Raw genomic sequence first — 16,268 nt, forward strand, 5'->3', positions numbered from 1 at the left:
TTTAAAGCTCCAAAAAGTTTTTAATAAGTTGTGCGCCTGCTTTCCCTGAACGCTCTGGGTGGAATTGAACACCATAAAAGTTATCTTTATTCACTGCTGCAGTGAAAGGTGTACCGTACTCACAGCTAGCAATAGTATTTTCATTCACAGGCAAAGCATAACTATGAACAAAATAGAAATAACTACCGGCAGGAATATCTTTGAATAAAGGTTCATCTAACTTAGGTGTAATTTGATTCCAGCCCATATGTGGTGAACGTAATGGAGCAACATCCATTTTTTCGACAAAACCGTCCACTAAACCAAGAGTGTTGATCACAGTTTCTTCAGCAAAACCTTCTTCGCTTCCTTCTGCTAACATTTGCATACCTAAACAAATGCCTAACACAGGTTGAGTTAACTTTTTAATTTCTTCTACTAAATCACGCTCAATTAAGTTATTCATCGCTTCTTTAGCAGTACCTACACCAGGCAAGAATAACTTATCTGCTTGTTGCAATACCGCTGGATCTTTACTGATGGTTACTTCGTAACCTAAACGTTCAATGGCAAATAATACCGAAGATAAGTTAGCGCAACCTGTATCAATGATAACTATCATAAAACACCTTTACTTGAAGGAAGATCTGTTCCAATAATTTGTATGCTTTGACGTAATGTACGACCAAATGTTTTGAATAATCCTTCAACCATGTGGTGTGCATTACCATTTTCAACTTCTAAGTGTAAAGTTGCACGCATTGCCTGTGATAATGAGTAGAAAAAATGTTCAACCATTTCAGTTGACATAGTACCCACTAACTCACGTGGAAAATCAGCTTTAAACTTCAGGAAAGGACGACCAGATAAATCTAAAGTACAACTGGCTTTTGTTTCATCCATAGGTAGTACGAAACCAAAACGGCCAATACCACGCTTATCACCTAATGCCTTATCTAGCGCATCACCTAGTGCTAATGCTGTGTCTTCAACACTGTGATGATCATCAATATGCAAATCGCCTTTAACACTGACATTCATTTGGAAACCACCATGAGTGGCAATTTGATCTAGCATATGGTCAAAGAATCCCATACCAGTATCAATCTTATTTTCACCCGTTTTGTCTAAATCAACGAATACGTTGATATCAGTCTCTTTTGTGGTACGAGTAACCGAAGCAGTGCGGCCACGTGACGTTAGTTGATGAACAATATCTTTCCAGCCATTAGTTTCTTTATTATAAAGAATTCCAGTAATCGCCATATTTTCAGCTAAACCAATATCGGTTTCACGGTCACCGATTACATAAGAGTTTTTATGGTCAATGCGGCCAGACTGTAAGTACTCTTTAACCATACCAAGGTGTGGTTTACGGCAATGACAGTTGTCTTCAGGAAAGTGTGGACATAACAAAGTAGATTCAAATTTAACACCTTGAGAAGCGAAAATATCCATCATTTTATTTTGTGGAATATCGAAGTCACTTTGTGGATAGCTGTCTGTTCCTAAACCATCTTGGTTAGATACAATGACCAAGATGAAACCGGCATCTTGTAATGCTAATAGACTTGGAATCACGAAAGGTTCAAAAACCAGTTTTTCAAGGCTATCTACTTGTTTATCACTGATAGGCTCATCAATTAATGTCCCATCTCGGTCGATGAATAGAAATTTTTGTGTACTCATAATGGGGTTCCTACAGTGCTCTTAATGTATTTAAAGTTTTGTTCATTTCTTCGCTAGTACCGATAGTAATGCGAATACAATTTTCTAAACGTGGTTTATTGGCAAAGTCGCGCATAATAATACCGTCATCTGCAAAAGCCTTAAACACTTTAGCTGAATTTTTAAAACGTACTAATAGAAAATTACCTGTAGTAGGGAATACTTCGGTGACGCAGTCTAGTTGATTGACTGCATTAGCAAGTACTTGTCGGTTATTATTTAATACGACTACTCTGTCACGCATCACTTCTAAACCCTGAGCAGAGAGTGCTTGTGCAGCAATCTGTGCAACGGGACCAGGTACTGGATAAGGAGCAATAACCTTAGCCATCATTTCGATTACACTTGCTTGCGCTAAGGTAAAACCACAACGAATTGATGCAAGTGCAAATGCTTTAGAAAGGGTACGTGTAATAACTAAGTTTTCATGTTTCGTAATTAAGCTGGTTTGGGTAAACTCAGGACAGAATTCGATATAAGCTTCATCGGCAACGATTAATGCTTTGCCTTCGGTTGCAGTTAATAGAGCGGCTAACTTCCGTTGATCTAGCATATTACCAGTTGGATTATTCGGTGCACAAAGGAAAACGATTTTAATGTGTCCTTCAGAGTCTAATACCGCTTGTTTAACTGCTTCATAATCAACATCATAATTAGTTTGTAGTGCAACTTCTTTAACACCTACACCACATGTTTCAGCGCTGATCGCATACATTCCATAAGTAGGAGGACAAATTAAGATGCTATCTAGATCTGCTTCGCAAAATGTTCTTATTAACACTTCGATACTCTCATCGGCACCGCGAGTTGTTAATATTTGGTCTGTATTAAGCTTGGAATAAGCTGCGTAGGCATTAATGATTTGAGGTGGTTGAAATTCTGGGTAACGATTGAGGTGTGATGAATCTAGTTGGTAGTCACTGCAGTCAGGAGCTTCATTCGCATTTAACCAAACATCTCCTTTGCCACCAATACGGCGGGCTGAAAGGTAAGGGGTTAACGCTTGTACGGTTTTTCTAGCAAGCTTTATTATATTACTCATCGTGATCCTTCTTCCCTAACGAATGCCTGAGCAGCGAACTACTCAGGCGATAGTCTATTACTTATCTAATTTTTCCATGCGAATGGTTACTGCACGTTTGTGTGCAGTTAATCCTTCAGCCGCTGCTAAGCGAGTTACTGCTGGCGCTAGATTACGCAAACCTTGTTGTGTTAGTTCTTGAACTGTGTAACGTTTTACAAAGTCAGCTAAGCCTAAACTTGAATAGGTTTTAGTGTAACCGTAAGTCGGCAATACATGATTAGTGCCGCTTGCATAATCACCTACTGATTCAGGTGTCCATGCGCCTAAGAAGATAGAACCCGCATTTTTAAGTTGCGGTTGAATCTCTCTTGGATTTTCAGTTTGTACGATCAAATGCTCAGGTGCATAACGATTTGAAATTTTAATCGCTTGCTGAATATCTTTGCAAACAATACTAACACTATTAGCAATGGCTTTTTCAGCGATCTCACGTCTCTCTAATACCGCTAATTGACTATCGATTTCAATCGCAGTTTGCTCTGCAATAAATGCACTTGGTGTGACTAAAATAGTTTGTGAGTCATGGCCATGTTCTGCTTGTGATAACAAGTCAGATGCAATGAAAGCAGGATCTGCATCTTCATCTGCAATAACTAATACTTCTGATGGTCCGGCAGGCATATCGATAGCTGCACCAGCAAAATCATTACTTACTTGACGTTTTGCTTCGGTAACAAATGAGTTACCTGGACCGAATATTTTATCAACCGCTTTGATTGTTTCTGTTCCGTAAGCTAATGCCGCAATAGCTTGTGCACCGCCTACAGAGTAGATTTCTGTAACACCACATAGTGACGCTGCATATAGTATCTCATCAGCTAATGGCGGTGGAGAACACAGTACTAAACGTGAGCAGCCTGCAATTTGTGCTGGTGCACCGGTCATAATTACTGTTGAAGGTAGCGGGGCACTTCCACCAGGGATATACAAGCCAACTGATTCAATTGCTTGCGTATGCATTTCACATACTACGCCTGGCATGGTTTCAACACGAATAACATCCTGCTGTTGTGCCTGATGAAATTTAACAACTTGTTGATAAGCTACTTTAATTGCATCTTTAATATCATCATCTAAACGTGCGGTTGCTGCTTCAATATCACTCGTGTTCAGGGTGATATTATCACCCTCTAATTTGTCAAAACGTTTAGTGTATTCCAATAAAGCTTGGTCACCTTGTTGACGAATATTAGCGATGATATCAGCAACAGTCCCCGTTAAACCTGATGAATCTGCCATTGCTGGTCGAGCAAGCAATTCTGCTTGCTGATCAGATGTTAATTGTTCCCAGTTGACTGTTTGCATTCCCATGGTTTGGACTACTCCATCATTTTTTCAATAGGTAATACGAGAATTGAACTTGCACCTAGTGCTTTCAATTGTTCCATTGTTTCCCAGAAAAGGTTTTCTTTACTTACTACATGCAGTGCTACGTGATCTGTGCTGCCTGCTAATTCCATTACCGTTGGTAAATCAGAACCAGGTAGTAGGTTAGTAATCTCAGTTAAATTCGCTTTTGGAGCATTAAGCATGATGTATTTTGATTCTTTAGCTGTTTGTACTCCGTCAATACGAGTAAGAATTCGGTTTACTAGTTCTTGCTTGTCATCACTCAGAGCTTCATCACGTTGCATTAATACTGCGGTAGAGCGATAGATGACTTCTACTTCTTTAAGACCGTTTGCTTCTAACGTTGCACCTGTAGAAACAAGGTCACAAATCGCATCAGCTAAACCAGCGCGCGGAGCAACTTCTACAGAACCTGTTAACATACAAGATGTGTAAGGTACGTTAGCTTCTTCCATAAAACGTTTTAGGATGTGAACGTAAGTAGTTGCAATACGCATGTTTGCTAATGATTGAACACCTTGGTAATCAAAATCATTGTCTACAGCTAGTGAGAAACGACATTCCCCAAAAGCTAGTTCTTTCACTACTTTATGAGCAGTTGGTTCATTAGCTACTTGGCGCATCATGCTTTCTTCTTCAAGTACATTTTGACCAATAAAACCTAAATCAACGACACCATCCATCACTAAACCTGGAATATCGTCATCACGAACACGAAGAATATCAATTGGCATGTTTTCACTGTGTGCAATTAAACGTTGAGTGTTCAGATTAACTTTGATTCCACATGCTTTTAATAATTTAACCGTATCATCACTTAAACGGCCTTTCTTCTGTATCGCAATTCTTAAACGTTGCTCTGGCATAACTATTTTTCCTTCCTTTTAAAACTAAAAAACCCCCGGGATTTTACTTCCGAGGGTTTGTATTTGGTTAACCACTGGAAGCACGTAACATCTCTTCCAAGAAAAAATCCTGAAAGATTAGGTAATATGATGATGATGTGCTTTCAGAATGTCATTATTCATTGTGATTTAAAACTCTTTAAAATTTAATTGCGATTAGAGTACCAATCTAAACTTTAAATGTGAACTGTTTTTTGTGTATATCTAAGATATATTTAATATAAAAGAGCAGTTTATAATTAAATCACTACTCATTGCATGCTCATCTATTTACCTTCCATGCTTTCACGCAGCTTTTCTTGCAACATTGAAATGGCATTTTTAGTCTCTGATTCAATTGAGATGCTATCAAGGGCTGCTGATTGTAAAGTGTCTACAGCATCATCTGCTGTTTGTTGAATATCTAATGCACTTAATTCTGATTCTTCAGCAGTTGTTTCATCTTGTTCAGAATCAGAATCAGAATCAGAAGCTAGTGCCTCAGAACTTTCCGTATTAGTAGCTTGTTCAAGCGTACTATCTGTTTTTGCTGTGTCAGTACTTTCTCCGGTTGATGTCGCGCTATCATCACCAGAAAGCCCAGCAACAAAAGAGGTGGCAATACCTAATTTTAGTTCATTAAATACACCTTCAAGGCTGTCTTTAATGTTACCTGTACTTGCTGTTAATAGTGATTCTTTACCTTGTATTTCCGAAGACAAGATGTTTTCAAAGTTCTCTCCAAGTAACTGACTAGCAGTCGCAGTACCTTTTGAATCTAAACTACTGGATAAGCTTTGCAGGCTGCTTGCTGCACTGTTGATTGTTGACATTAGTATACACTCCTGTTGGTAGGATTATTTGCCGTAATTTTGTGTTGCAAGCGCTGCAGCGTCATTTGATCTGCAGGGGTTAACATATCTCTTATTTGAATATTGCTCATATCAATAGGGTCGTTGGTTTTTAATATGGCACGATCTGCTTGTACTGATACAACAGACAATAATATGTCATCAGGCATAAAAATTGAGTTTGGAAGTTGTGATGTTTGATGAGAAAGAAATTGGCTACGGATTAGCTGAAATTTATCTCCTTTTTTAACACCATTGCGATGTCCTAGGTTCATCACTAGTTGATCGTTGTATTTAGCGATAATTGTCGCCATCGTTGGCTGACAATAAAGTGCTTGTCTCACATCCCTTACTGCTTCATTTATTTTAAGATCGATAGCATACCCATAATCTGTTTGCCAAAAAGATAAACTGTTAGGATCAAAACGTTGTGTTAATTCATAAGGCCATTGACTAATCGCTGCATATTCTTTTTGGAATAGAGTAAGCTGATTAATTGCATCAACTAAATAGACCTGCATTTTAAAGTTACGTTTATGTACCGTCTCTTCGCTGAATGTGTAAGTCGTTGTTTCATAGTAGTCTGACATATCTTTTAATACACCAAAGACCAGATATTGAACATCATATTTAGCGGCTACATCTTTGGCTACTTTTAATGTTTGTAATTCAACATCACCTTCACTGTTATTAGTAAAGGCGATTTGTTGTGTCATGACATGTCTAGGATCTAATTTATTTGATTCTCCTTTTAGCTCTTTAAATAGCCGTTTTGTAATGACTTCATCACTATTATAAATGGCACCTAGTTGAGCATCTTTGCGATCTTCTAAATTAAATGGGCCAACAAAAATGCTTTTTGCATATTTCTCTTGCGGGCAAGTCGAAAAAGGGTAGATATCAGCTTCTACTTCGACCGTATAATAACCACCAATGATCTCTTCGTGAACAATACGCATATCGTGGATTTCACCATTGGTCTTAAGCATTAGCTTATCAACTTCTAAAACACCTTCTTGTATTACTTGTACACTCTCTGCACTGGTGCCTGCCGAACGCAAAACCGTCACCATCGCATCAGAGATGGCATTGGTACGCGATTGGTCTATATCTTGTTCATTTAATACTGCTCTACCTTCACTTGAATACCATTGTGCATTAGCAGTAAAAGAGCTAAGTATAAGTAGCGGCAATAGTTTTTTAGTCAATTTCATTTAATTACCTCTAGATTGGCCATAAACTGCCGCTAAATAAAGATGATAACCAACCACGTGTTTGCATTTCAGCATGTTCCCCAGTTGCACTAAACTCTATCCGACTGTCTGCCACTTGATAAGAGTCGACGGAATTATCTTCCGTTACATCTCTTGGTCTTATAATGCCTGTAAGACGGATATATTCTTTACCGTTATTGATTAACAACCATTTTTCACCACGTACTAATAAATTACCGTTATTTAATACTTCAATTACCGATACCGTTATTTGCGCACTTAAACTATGGCTTTGACTGCTGCCCGATTCACCACCAAAGCTTTGGTCTTGGCTAACTCCTAACTCCACTTCTTTGTCATTGACCGTGAGGTTACCACCCGGTATTTTAATCGGATCAAGGTTGTAAGTATTATCATTAGAGAGGTTAGTGCTGGCCGATTTAGTGGCAACTGTTTCCTCTTCTAATACAACATTGATGATGTCACCCACGTTAAACTTTGGTGAGTAGCTATACAAGTCAGTAGAAGTACTGTCATTGAATAAAGAGCCTGTAATTTGTACTGGTATCGGTGCTTTGCTAGGCTCCACTGGAGAGTAATAGGGGTCACCGGGTACTGGCGTTTCGTCTTTATCTCTTTGTGTTATTTGACGGCCAGTTTCTTCTGGAATTATCTCTGTTGTTTCTGAGTTTTCATCTACAACCACCTCTTGTTGACCAAAGTTGGCACAACCAGACAAGATGGCGACAGATAATAAAGCTGTGATTTTTTTCATCATTAATCATCCATGCGTTTAGCATTGATAAGGATAATGCAAGCATTATCACTCTATGTATGCGTTAAATTCGCGACATCTTTAAAAACTATTTTAAAATAGGGTGACTTAAATTTGTCGTTATATATCTAACTAAATACTAGCAATTAACAAGCCAAAAATTAAAATTGATTGGTTTTTAGTTGAAAATGTGGATTATTTGTAAAATAAGAAGTGTCGATTTGGTGTTAAGCAATTTAAAAAAATAGCTTAAACATTATATGTAAGAAAAAATGGGTTTATTAACAAACAGGGGGGAATATCTAGAAGAGCCTTGATTGAAAAAGTTAATCATTCAATGAAAGCTCCCCAGCAAAATCTAGGTGGTATATCTGTGGCAACTATTGATGTTAATTAGCCGTTGCTTCAATGTCCGTAGTCGTTTGTTCTTCTGCTTCTAATTTAGCTCTCTCTGCTTTAGAGATATATTTCTCTTTGCTTGCAGGTGCATTTTTAGCATTAATTTTCTTCAGACGTTTCTTTAAAATGCTATTTATCTTCTTTTTACGGTTCATTGTGATTCCTCTTATCAATGACGGCTATTGTAAAGACTCTGAGAAAAAATAAAAAGCGTTAATCATCATGAATAAAGTATTAAAAACTAATTATTTACTGCGTATTATACGGTTTAAAATTAAAGTAATACTTTGAAGTAAATTATTTGTTAATACGTTGCAATAGATATTCAGTGAGGATGAAATAACGTAGAATCAAGTTTATTAATCTATGTTGAAAATTATAATCAACATTTTAAATCGCTATTACTGAAGAGCTTATTGATTTGATTGCATCATTTTTTTCACCTACAGGCGCGCTTGCCGCTATCTTGCCACATCTCCGAGGACGTGATGCACAAGTAAAAATGGCGGAATCCATTGATACTGCGATTAAACAAAAACAATCAGTGGTAGTTGAAGCTGAGACGGGGACAGGCAAAACCTTTGCTTATTTAGCTCCGGCTTTATTAAATCTTGATAAAAGCCTGTCACAAAAGTTAATCATTTCCACTGGAAGCAAAGCATTACAAGAGCAACTCTATTTTAAAGACCTGCCTACTTTATTAAAAGCGACTCAATTTACTGGTCATTGCACTTTGTTGAAAGGTCGTGGCAATTATTTATGTACTGAACGTTTAAATCGGTACATGCTTGAAACACGGTTTAAACAACCGAACCTTCACAGTGAATTAGTCGCCATTAAAGAATGGTCTGTGAGCACGGTTACAGGGGATATTGCTGAAGTAAATAATTTACCTGAAGATGCAATGATTATACCTTCAATTACTAGTAGTAATGACAACTGTTTAGGGCGTGAATGTCCAAGTTTTGAAGACTGTTTTGTAGTAAAAGCAAGGACCAAGGCTATGGATGCCGATGTAATCGTTATCAATCACCATCTGTTTTTTGCTGATCTTGCCGTTAAAGAAACGGGGTTCGGCAAGTTAATTCCGGATGCAGATACTTACATTTTTGATGAAGCGCATCAGTTACCTGATATTGCGAGTCAATATTTTGGCGAAATGCTTTCTAGTAAGCAATTAACCGAATTAGCTAAAGAGATTGATTTTGTTTATCGCACAGAATTAAAAGAAGCGAAACAAATGGCTAAAGCTGCTGAACAGTTAAGAGCCGCATCTTTGGATTTCAGATTAGCCTTTGCCATGGAGAAAGGTTCAGGAAGCTGGCGAGATAAAAGTAAAGATCGCGCGATGCAAATGCATGTAACGCGGTTACGCCAAGTTTTAACGTTTTTAAAGCAAGTAGTGACTGAGCGTTTGGGTAAGAGTGAAGTATTAGACCATTGCTTTGAAAAAATTAATCAATATATTTTGCTTTTTGAAAAACTAAACAGCACCAATGAAAGTGGATTCAGCTATTGGTACGAATGCACTAAACAACATTTTTCATTAAACATTACGCCTTTAAGTGTGGCACAACGTTTTCAATCTGAATGTCAGAAAAAACAAGCCAGTTGGATTTTTACGTCTGCGACTTTATCGGTAAAAGGGGAGTTTTCGCATTTTACAGAATTACTCGGTTTAACCGGAGCACAGTGTTTACAATTAGGCAGTCCTTTTAACTATCAACAGCAAAGCTTATTTGTCGTTCCTCGATTATTACCCGAGCCAGGGACTCCTGGTTTAGCAAATAAGTTAGCTGAAACTTTATCTCCGGTTATCAGGGCGAGTAAAGGGCGATGTTTTTTTCTGTGTACTAGTCACTCTATGATGAATCAATTAGCAACTGCTTTTAGGGAATCTTTAACCTTGCCAGTGCTACTCCAAGGAGAGAAAAGTAAACAAGCTTTATTAGATGAGTTTGTCAGTCACGGTAATGCGTTGTTAGTGGCCACGGGCAGTTTTTGGGAAGGTGTTGACGTAAGAGGACAAGCTTTGTCCTGTGTGATTATCGACAAAATTCCTTTTGCGTCACCAGAAGAACCATTACTAAAAGCGCGCATGGAAGATGCCGAGTTAAGAGGTAAAGACCCATTCTTTGACGTACAATTACCGCAAGCTGTAATTACCTTAAAGCAAGGTGTTGGACGTTTGATTCGTGCAGAGCAAGATAAAGGGGTATTAATCGTCTGTGATACACGATTAGTCAGCCGGAAATATGGCAATCTATTTCTTAATAGTTTACCTTGCATGCCGCGTACCAGAGATATTGATAAAGCGATCGATTTTCTAAGATTAATCGAATAATATACCCAGCCATTTCAAAGTTGGTTATTAATCACAAAGTCATTTTATGTTTAATTCTGCTATGCAATGACTTCTTATGAGTAACAATATTATTTTCATATTTATAAAATAGGCGATTTATGTCATCTTCATTAAACATTCTGTGTATCGACTCATCAACAGAAGCTTGCTCTGTTGCATTATCAACAAGTGATACAACGACCCATCACTTTATGTTAGCGCCTAGAGAACATACCCAAAAAATACTTCCAACAGTGAATGATGTAGTGAAACAAGCGAATCTAACTTTAGCCGATATTGATGTGATTGCGTATGGGCAAGGGCCTGGAAGTTTTACTGGTGTAAGAATTGGTATCAGTATTGCTCAAGGACTAGCTTATGGTCTAGAGAAAAAAATGGTCGGTGTTTCTACATTACAAGCAATGGCTCAACAAGCATTAGTCAATGATCCAACTTGTAATAACGTTTATGCAGCGATAGATGCACGCATGGGTGAGGTGTACTTTGCGCAATATTGTAACCAAGATGGTGTGATGACACTACAAGAAAAAGAAGTGGTGATAAAGCCCGAGACTTTAATAGAAACGTATCAAACACAAGGGTTAAGTGTACAAAAGGCTAGTACTTTAGTGGGTACCGGCTGGGTAGCTTATCCTGAGCTATTAACTTTCTTTGAAGGATGCCAACAAACTGAAATATTATATCCAGATGCACAATTTATGCTTAAGGCTGCAACATTATTGATTAATGATAACCAAGCAGTTGAACCTGAATCGGCAACGCCAGTGTATTTACGTGACACGGTGACGTGGAAAAAGCTGCCAGGAAGAGAATAATTGTCTATAATGTAAACTCTTATTTTAGTTTACTGTTAATGTGAGTGATAGATGGCTATATACAATAATCTTGCGACTAATAACATTCCTGCTAATACGGGGAATGTGTCGCAATTAAAAAAAAGTGATAAGCCATCACCTTCACAAGACATTGTACCTGTCAGTGCTAAAGAAAATACCTCATTTTCTTTAGCACTTTCTGAACAACAAGAGCAATCAATTAACGATACTATCGGCTATGACCAACCTTCAGCGAAAGAGCGTGATGCGCTTGATGCTTACCGCCAGGTTTCAACACAAGAAAAACGTGAGCGACTCATTGACAGTATGAGTTTTCATTTTGTTGTCTAGATAATTCCTTTCTTACTCCTTATTAACCAATTGATTAACTAAATGATTAAATATTTAGACTTATTGAACTTTCTCGATAGAGCTGCCTCTAATTTCAACTTATTAGTTAAATCAGGCTTTTTATCCGTGCGTATTTTGTTATTAATTTTGTCCCTTACGGCGCCACTTTTTATTTTCGTTCCAATGAAATTATTAGCGCAACAATATTCAATTACTCTTTCTAAATCGCAAATAGATAAGTTAGCGACCTTAATTTGGAAGAATGAAGGTGCTGGTAAAAAAGAGTACCTTACCGTATGGAATAGAAATGAAGCTTTTCCTTCTCTAGGAATAGGTCATTTCATTTGGTATCCAAGTGAAGAAAAAGGGCCTTATGTAGAGCAGTTTCCAGCCTTATTAAACTATTTAGTTGATAATAATATTGCCGTTCCTGATTGGTTATTAACAGCTAAAACTGCGCCATGGAAAAATAGGGCTGACTTTTATGAAAAATTTGATAATGAACAATTAACCGAATTAAGAGACTTAATGGAATCGACCCTATCCCTTCAAGCAACCTTTATTATAAAACGTCTTGAAAGGGGCGTTCCGGTTATCTTAGATTCAAGCACTGACACAGAAAAGCAAAAGATCAGTCAAATAGTAAATGAACTTAGTGCCACACCAGAAGGCACGTTTGCTTTATTAGATTATATTAATTTCAAAGGTGAAGGAGTGGCTGAAGATGAACGTTACCAAGGAGAAGGCTGGGGATTAAAACAAGTTTTACTGAACATGCCCGACCAACGTTCAGATTTGCTTCTTAACTTTGCCGTCTCCGCAGATCAGATGCTCACCAGAAGAGTGGATAATGCACCGCGTGATGAAAGTGCGTGGTTAAAAGGGTGGCGCGCCCGTATTTACCAATATCCTGCTTTAAGTATTAATTAACCTCCAACAACGTCTTCTTTTAGCAATAAACCTATTGAATAGGTTTATTTGCTTTTTTGATTTTTTTAAACCATTCAACTTATCTTTATTTAATCGTTTTCAATATGCACTATGGATTACTGTGACAGGTATTAATGCAGGAATATCACAAAGTTGTATGCTTAGCACATGGCTATTTGTTATTATGGCCCTACAATTTGCTAGTTTATGCTAGACAACGAGTTAAGTGTTAATCATCAGTTACCTACTACTTATAAGGCCTTACTATGTTATATCGAATTATGCGCAGTTTTTTATTCAAAATGAATCCAGAAAAGGCGCACGATCTTTCAATCAAGCAGCTTAAATTAACTCACGGTACCGTATTAGATCTTTTCTACCGACAACGAGTTCAACAACGACCTGTAACAGTAATGGGACTTACCTTTCCAAACTCAGTTGGCTTAGCGGCTGGTTTAGATAAAAATGCAGAGTGTATCGATGCTTTCGGTGCAATGGGGTTTGGTCATGTTGAAGTAGGTACAGTGACTCCCGTTGGTCAACCAGGCAATCCTTCACCGCGTTTATTCCGAGTATTAGAAGGTGAAGGGATTATTAACCGCATGGGCTTTAATAATGATGGTGTTGATAATTTAATCGAGAATGTTAAAAACAGCGAATTCAAAGGTGTTATTGGGATTAATATTGGTAAAAATATCCATACACCTGTTGAACAAGGTAAAGAAGATTATTTAATATGCATGGAAAAGGTCTATCCACATGCAGGTTATATTGCTGTAAATATTTCTTCGCCTAATACGCCTGGATTAAGAAGTTTACAATACGGTGAAGCATTAGATGATCTGCTTATGTCGTTAAAAGAACGCCAACAAGCTCTAGCTAAGAAGCACGAAAAATATGTACCTATCGCGTTAAAAGTTGCTCCTGACCTAAATGATGAAGAGATTGAATCTATTGCACAATCTTTACTAAAATATAAAATTGATGGTTTAATCGCAACCAATACAACCCTTGATAGGGAGATGATTAAAGGTATGTCACATGCAGCAGAAGCAGGTGGCTTAAGTGGTCGTCCAGTACAACATAAAAGCACTGAAGTTATCGCCAAGTTTGCTGCACACCTTAAAGGTGAAATTCCAATTATTGGTGTAGGTGGTATTGATAGCGTAATGGCAGCAAAAGAAAAAATAAATGCTGGAGCAAGCTTAGTACAAGTTTATTCTGGTTTTATTTATCAAGGTCCTGGCTTGATCAAAAATATCGTTAATCATATTTAATACGTTAACATAAAGAGGTAAACAAGATGGATTTTATTCCAAAGGCAGAGTGGCAATGGGTATTTGATCAAGAGCAGGGTAAATTGTCTGTTGTTGATCGTGACCGCACTTTTCCAATTGTTTATCAATCGAATATGCTGCGTTTACAAGAAAGCCAAGTTATCTCTTTTACGGTTGAGGATGTGACGCGCTATATCGAGTTATTTGAAAGTGATTCTTTAAGTCATTTTGAAGAATCACTTCGTTGTAAAATTATCTTACATTTAATTGCGATAGATGTGTTCCACAAACCTATTATGCCTAAAAGCTGGTTGTTTCAAACATCTGAACAGGCCATCAACCATTACAATAATGGTGAGTTGGCGATGTTAACCACAACAGGCGAAATGGAATCAGCAAAATATATGGTATTAGAACAACAAGATAATTTCTGCTTATGCATGTTATTTGACCAATGCCACCACTTTTCTAATGGTAAAGAGTTCAAACAATTTCAAATCATTAAGGTCACTGTAGATAAGTTAACGCCTTGCCTTTCTTCTCAACCTCAAGAGTGGGTATCGTTTCAAAACGCTGGGTAATGTTTCTACATAGTTAGCTTATTGCTCAACGAAATAAATGCAGCGATGATATATCCTATTTTGGTTACTATAATTATTTTTTATAAAATCAAACTGATGGCTTACTCATTCTGCGTTTTATTCGCTCAATAAGTTGAAAATATCTTCCTTTCTCCACTTTTTTACTTTAACGCCAGAATTTTTATGCTTTATTACCTTTAGTTATCCATACTCTACTTGTAATTGTTATTCGATATGTCTATAAAGGCCACCTTTTTAATTACATATGGTTTTTTGATGACTACTGCCTCAAATGTATCTAATCGATGGTCAAGTCGATACGCGTATATTCTTGCTGCTACAGGCGCAGCCGTTGGACTCGGTAATATTTGGAAGTTTCCATATATCATGGGAGAAAACGGTGGTGGTGCGTTTGTGCTGGTTTATCTACTTTGTATTCTGTTTATTGGTATACCTGTGATGATGGCTGAAGTGGTGATCGGGAAACGTGGTCGCTCTTCACCTGCTAATGCCGCAGCGCATTGTGCCATTGAATCACAAAGGTCTTCGTATTGGTCAATCATTGGTAGTATGGGCGTTGTTGCTGGTTTCTTGGTATTAAGTTTCTATGTCGTCATTGCAGGTTGGGCTGCTGCTTATGTTTATTTTGCAGCATCCGGTGAGTTAAGTGCTGCAGCGGCAAACCCAAGTACACATACTGACGCAATTCAACAACTATTTATTGGTTTGATTACTGATAGTCATCAATTACTGTTCTGGACTACCTTGATTGTGATTGGCGTGGTAATAGTTATTACTAGAGGTGTAAAAGCAGGTTTAGAGAAAGCGGTAAGCTATTTAATGCCTGCACTGTTATTCTTACTGGTTGGCATAATGATTTATTCATCGATAGTAGGAAACTTCAATGCAGCATTCTCCTTTATGTTTGATGTCGACTTTTCTAAACTAACCATTGAAGGTGTGTTAGTTGCTCTTGGACATGCGTTTTTCACCTTGAGCTTGGCTTCTGGTATCATGATGGTATTCGGTGCTTATTTACCTCAGGACGTTTCAATTGTTAAATCCTCAGTGATGATTGCCATTGCAGATACTATTGTTGCACTCATTGCAGGTTTAGCCATTTATCCAATTGTATTTGCCAGTGGATTAGAGCCCACTGCTGGCCCTGGTTTATTATTCCAATCTTTATCAGTGGCTTTTGGTAACATGCCTTTTGGCGATCTGTTTGGCACGCTATTTTTTATCATGATTGTGTTTGCTGCATTTACTTCAGCAATTGCAATGCTTGAACCCACTGCAGCTTATCTAGCAGAAAGGCAAGGACTTTCCCGTTTTAAAGCTGGTTGTGTTGCGGGTCTGTGTATTTGGTTGGTCTCGCTACTCACGATATTTTCTTTTTCAGGAGAAGACTGGACTAAAATATCTTTTGGTATGGGCAATAATCTATTTGAATTTTTAGATTATGTTACTGCTAACATCTTACTTCCTTTAGGCGGTTTATTTATTGCGTTGTTTGTCGGTTGGAAAATGAATAAAGAGATGGTTAAAGAAGAGCTCAATTTGAGTGGTGTTCAATTTACTATAGTCATTAATTTATTACGTTGGATCGCACCGGTTGCTATTTTATGTGTTTTTGTTAACTCTATTGGGTTACTTAATTTTGTTAACTAATACTTAGAATTTAA

16 protein-coding genes and 1 other annotated feature are annotated in these 16,268 nt (G+C 37.6%); of the genes, 7 read left to right on the plus strand and 9 right to left on the minus strand.

All coding sequences use genetic code 11. The features are described 5' to 3' along the window. Position 1 precedes the first annotated feature (1 nt). From hisH to AC0L3W_RS05305, 9 genes are all read right to left on the minus strand, one after another. The gene (hisH, locus tag AC0L3W_RS05265; protein WP_290038157.1) at positions 2 to 601 is read right to left on the minus strand and encodes an imidazole glycerol phosphate synthase subunit HisH; all 600 of its coding nucleotides are present in this window, start codon (positions 599 to 601) and stop codon (positions 2 to 4) included. After that, positions 598 to 1,668: a bifunctional histidinol-phosphatase/imidazoleglycerol-phosphate dehydratase HisB gene (gene hisB / locus AC0L3W_RS05270; RefSeq protein ID WP_290038156.1), complete on the minus strand. Its 1,071-nt coding sequence runs from the start codon at positions 1,666 to 1,668 to the stop codon at positions 598 to 600. Before hisB ends, hisH begins: the two co-directional genes overlap by 4 nt. Positions 1,669 to 1,678: 10 nt before the next feature. Then, positions 1,679 to 2,749, minus strand: a complete 1,071-nt coding sequence (gene hisC, locus AC0L3W_RS05275; RefSeq protein ID WP_409439487.1) for a histidinol-phosphate transaminase — start codon at positions 2,747 to 2,749, stop codon at positions 1,679 to 1,681. Positions 2,750 to 2,806: 57 nt separating this feature from the next. Then, positions 2,807 to 4,096 (minus strand): histidinol dehydrogenase, encoded by a 1,290-nt coding sequence (hisD, locus tag AC0L3W_RS05280; RefSeq protein WP_290038330.1) that lies wholly within the window; start codon positions 4,094 to 4,096, stop codon positions 2,807 to 2,809. Between the two features lie 14 nt (positions 4,097 to 4,110). Next, positions 4,111 to 5,007, minus strand: a complete 897-nt coding sequence (gene hisG, locus AC0L3W_RS05285) for an ATP phosphoribosyltransferase (protein WP_290038154.1) — start codon at positions 5,005 to 5,007, stop codon at positions 4,111 to 4,113. Between the two features lie 23 nt (positions 5,008 to 5,030). Next, positions 5,031 to 5,146: a sequence feature (His leader region), on the minus strand. Between the two features lie 166 nt (positions 5,147 to 5,312). Next, entirely contained in the window at positions 5,313 to 5,858 is a 546-nt protein-coding gene (locus tag AC0L3W_RS05290) for a hypothetical protein (RefSeq protein WP_409439486.1), read from the minus strand. Next, positions 5,858 to 7,090: a flagellar assembly protein T N-terminal domain-containing protein gene (locus tag AC0L3W_RS05295; RefSeq protein ID WP_290038150.1), complete on the minus strand. Its 1,233-nt coding sequence runs from the start codon at positions 7,088 to 7,090 to the stop codon at positions 5,858 to 5,860. The genes AC0L3W_RS05290 and AC0L3W_RS05295 overlap by 1 nt, the downstream gene beginning before the upstream one ends. Before the next feature lie 10 nt (positions 7,091 to 7,100). Further along, positions 7,101 to 7,868 (minus strand): flagellar basal body L-ring protein FlgH, encoded by a 768-nt coding sequence (locus AC0L3W_RS05300; protein WP_290038147.1) that lies wholly within the window; start codon positions 7,866 to 7,868, stop codon positions 7,101 to 7,103. Positions 7,869 to 8,254: 386 nt separating this feature from the next. Beyond that, positions 8,255 to 8,419 (minus strand): DUF2986 domain-containing protein, encoded by a 165-nt coding sequence (locus AC0L3W_RS05305; protein WP_290038146.1) that lies wholly within the window; start codon positions 8,417 to 8,419, stop codon positions 8,255 to 8,257. Between the two features lie 266 nt (positions 8,420 to 8,685). On the opposite strand from AC0L3W_RS05305, the gene AC0L3W_RS05310 reads away from it, so the two are divergent. The 7 genes from AC0L3W_RS05310 (at position 8,686) to AC0L3W_RS05340 (ending at position 16,254) form a co-directional block, all read left to right on the plus strand. Then, positions 8,686 to 10,608, plus strand: a complete 1,923-nt coding sequence (locus AC0L3W_RS05310; RefSeq protein ID WP_409439485.1) for an ATP-dependent DNA helicase — start codon at positions 8,686 to 8,688, stop codon at positions 10,606 to 10,608. A gap of 119 nt (positions 10,609 to 10,727) precedes the next feature. Then, a complete protein-coding gene (gene tsaB / locus AC0L3W_RS05315) occupies positions 10,728 to 11,444 on the plus strand; it encodes a tRNA (adenosine(37)-N6)-threonylcarbamoyltransferase complex dimerization subunit type 1 TsaB (RefSeq protein WP_409439484.1) in 717 nt (238 codons plus the stop codon). Between the two features lie 51 nt (positions 11,445 to 11,495). After that, entirely contained in the window at positions 11,496 to 11,795 is a 300-nt protein-coding gene (locus tag AC0L3W_RS05320; protein ID WP_290038142.1) for a hypothetical protein, read from the plus strand. A 42-nt stretch (positions 11,796 to 11,837) separates the two neighbouring features. Further along, positions 11,838 to 12,725, plus strand: a complete 888-nt coding sequence (locus AC0L3W_RS05325; protein ID WP_290038141.1) for a hypothetical protein — start codon at positions 11,838 to 11,840, stop codon at positions 12,723 to 12,725. Positions 12,726 to 12,991: 266 nt separating this feature from the next. After that, positions 12,992 to 14,002 carry a quinone-dependent dihydroorotate dehydrogenase gene (gene pyrD, locus AC0L3W_RS05330; protein ID WP_290038140.1) on the plus strand — a complete coding sequence of 337 codons (1,011 nt, stop codon included), beginning with the start codon at positions 12,992 to 12,994 and terminating at the stop codon, positions 14,000 to 14,002. A 26-nt stretch (positions 14,003 to 14,028) separates the two neighbouring features. After that, positions 14,029 to 14,583: a cell division protein ZapC domain-containing protein gene (locus tag AC0L3W_RS05335; protein ID WP_290038139.1), complete on the plus strand. Its 555-nt coding sequence runs from the start codon at positions 14,029 to 14,031 to the stop codon at positions 14,581 to 14,583. Positions 14,584 to 14,859: 276 nt separating this feature from the next. Beyond that, the gene (locus AC0L3W_RS05340) at positions 14,860 to 16,254 is read left to right on the plus strand and encodes a sodium-dependent transporter (RefSeq protein ID WP_409439483.1); all 1,395 of its coding nucleotides are present in this window, start codon (positions 14,860 to 14,862) and stop codon (positions 16,252 to 16,254) included. Positions 16,255 to 16,268: the final 14 nt, after the last annotated feature.

The sequence above is a fragment of the Psychromonas sp. KJ10-5 genome (assembly GCF_055808325.1).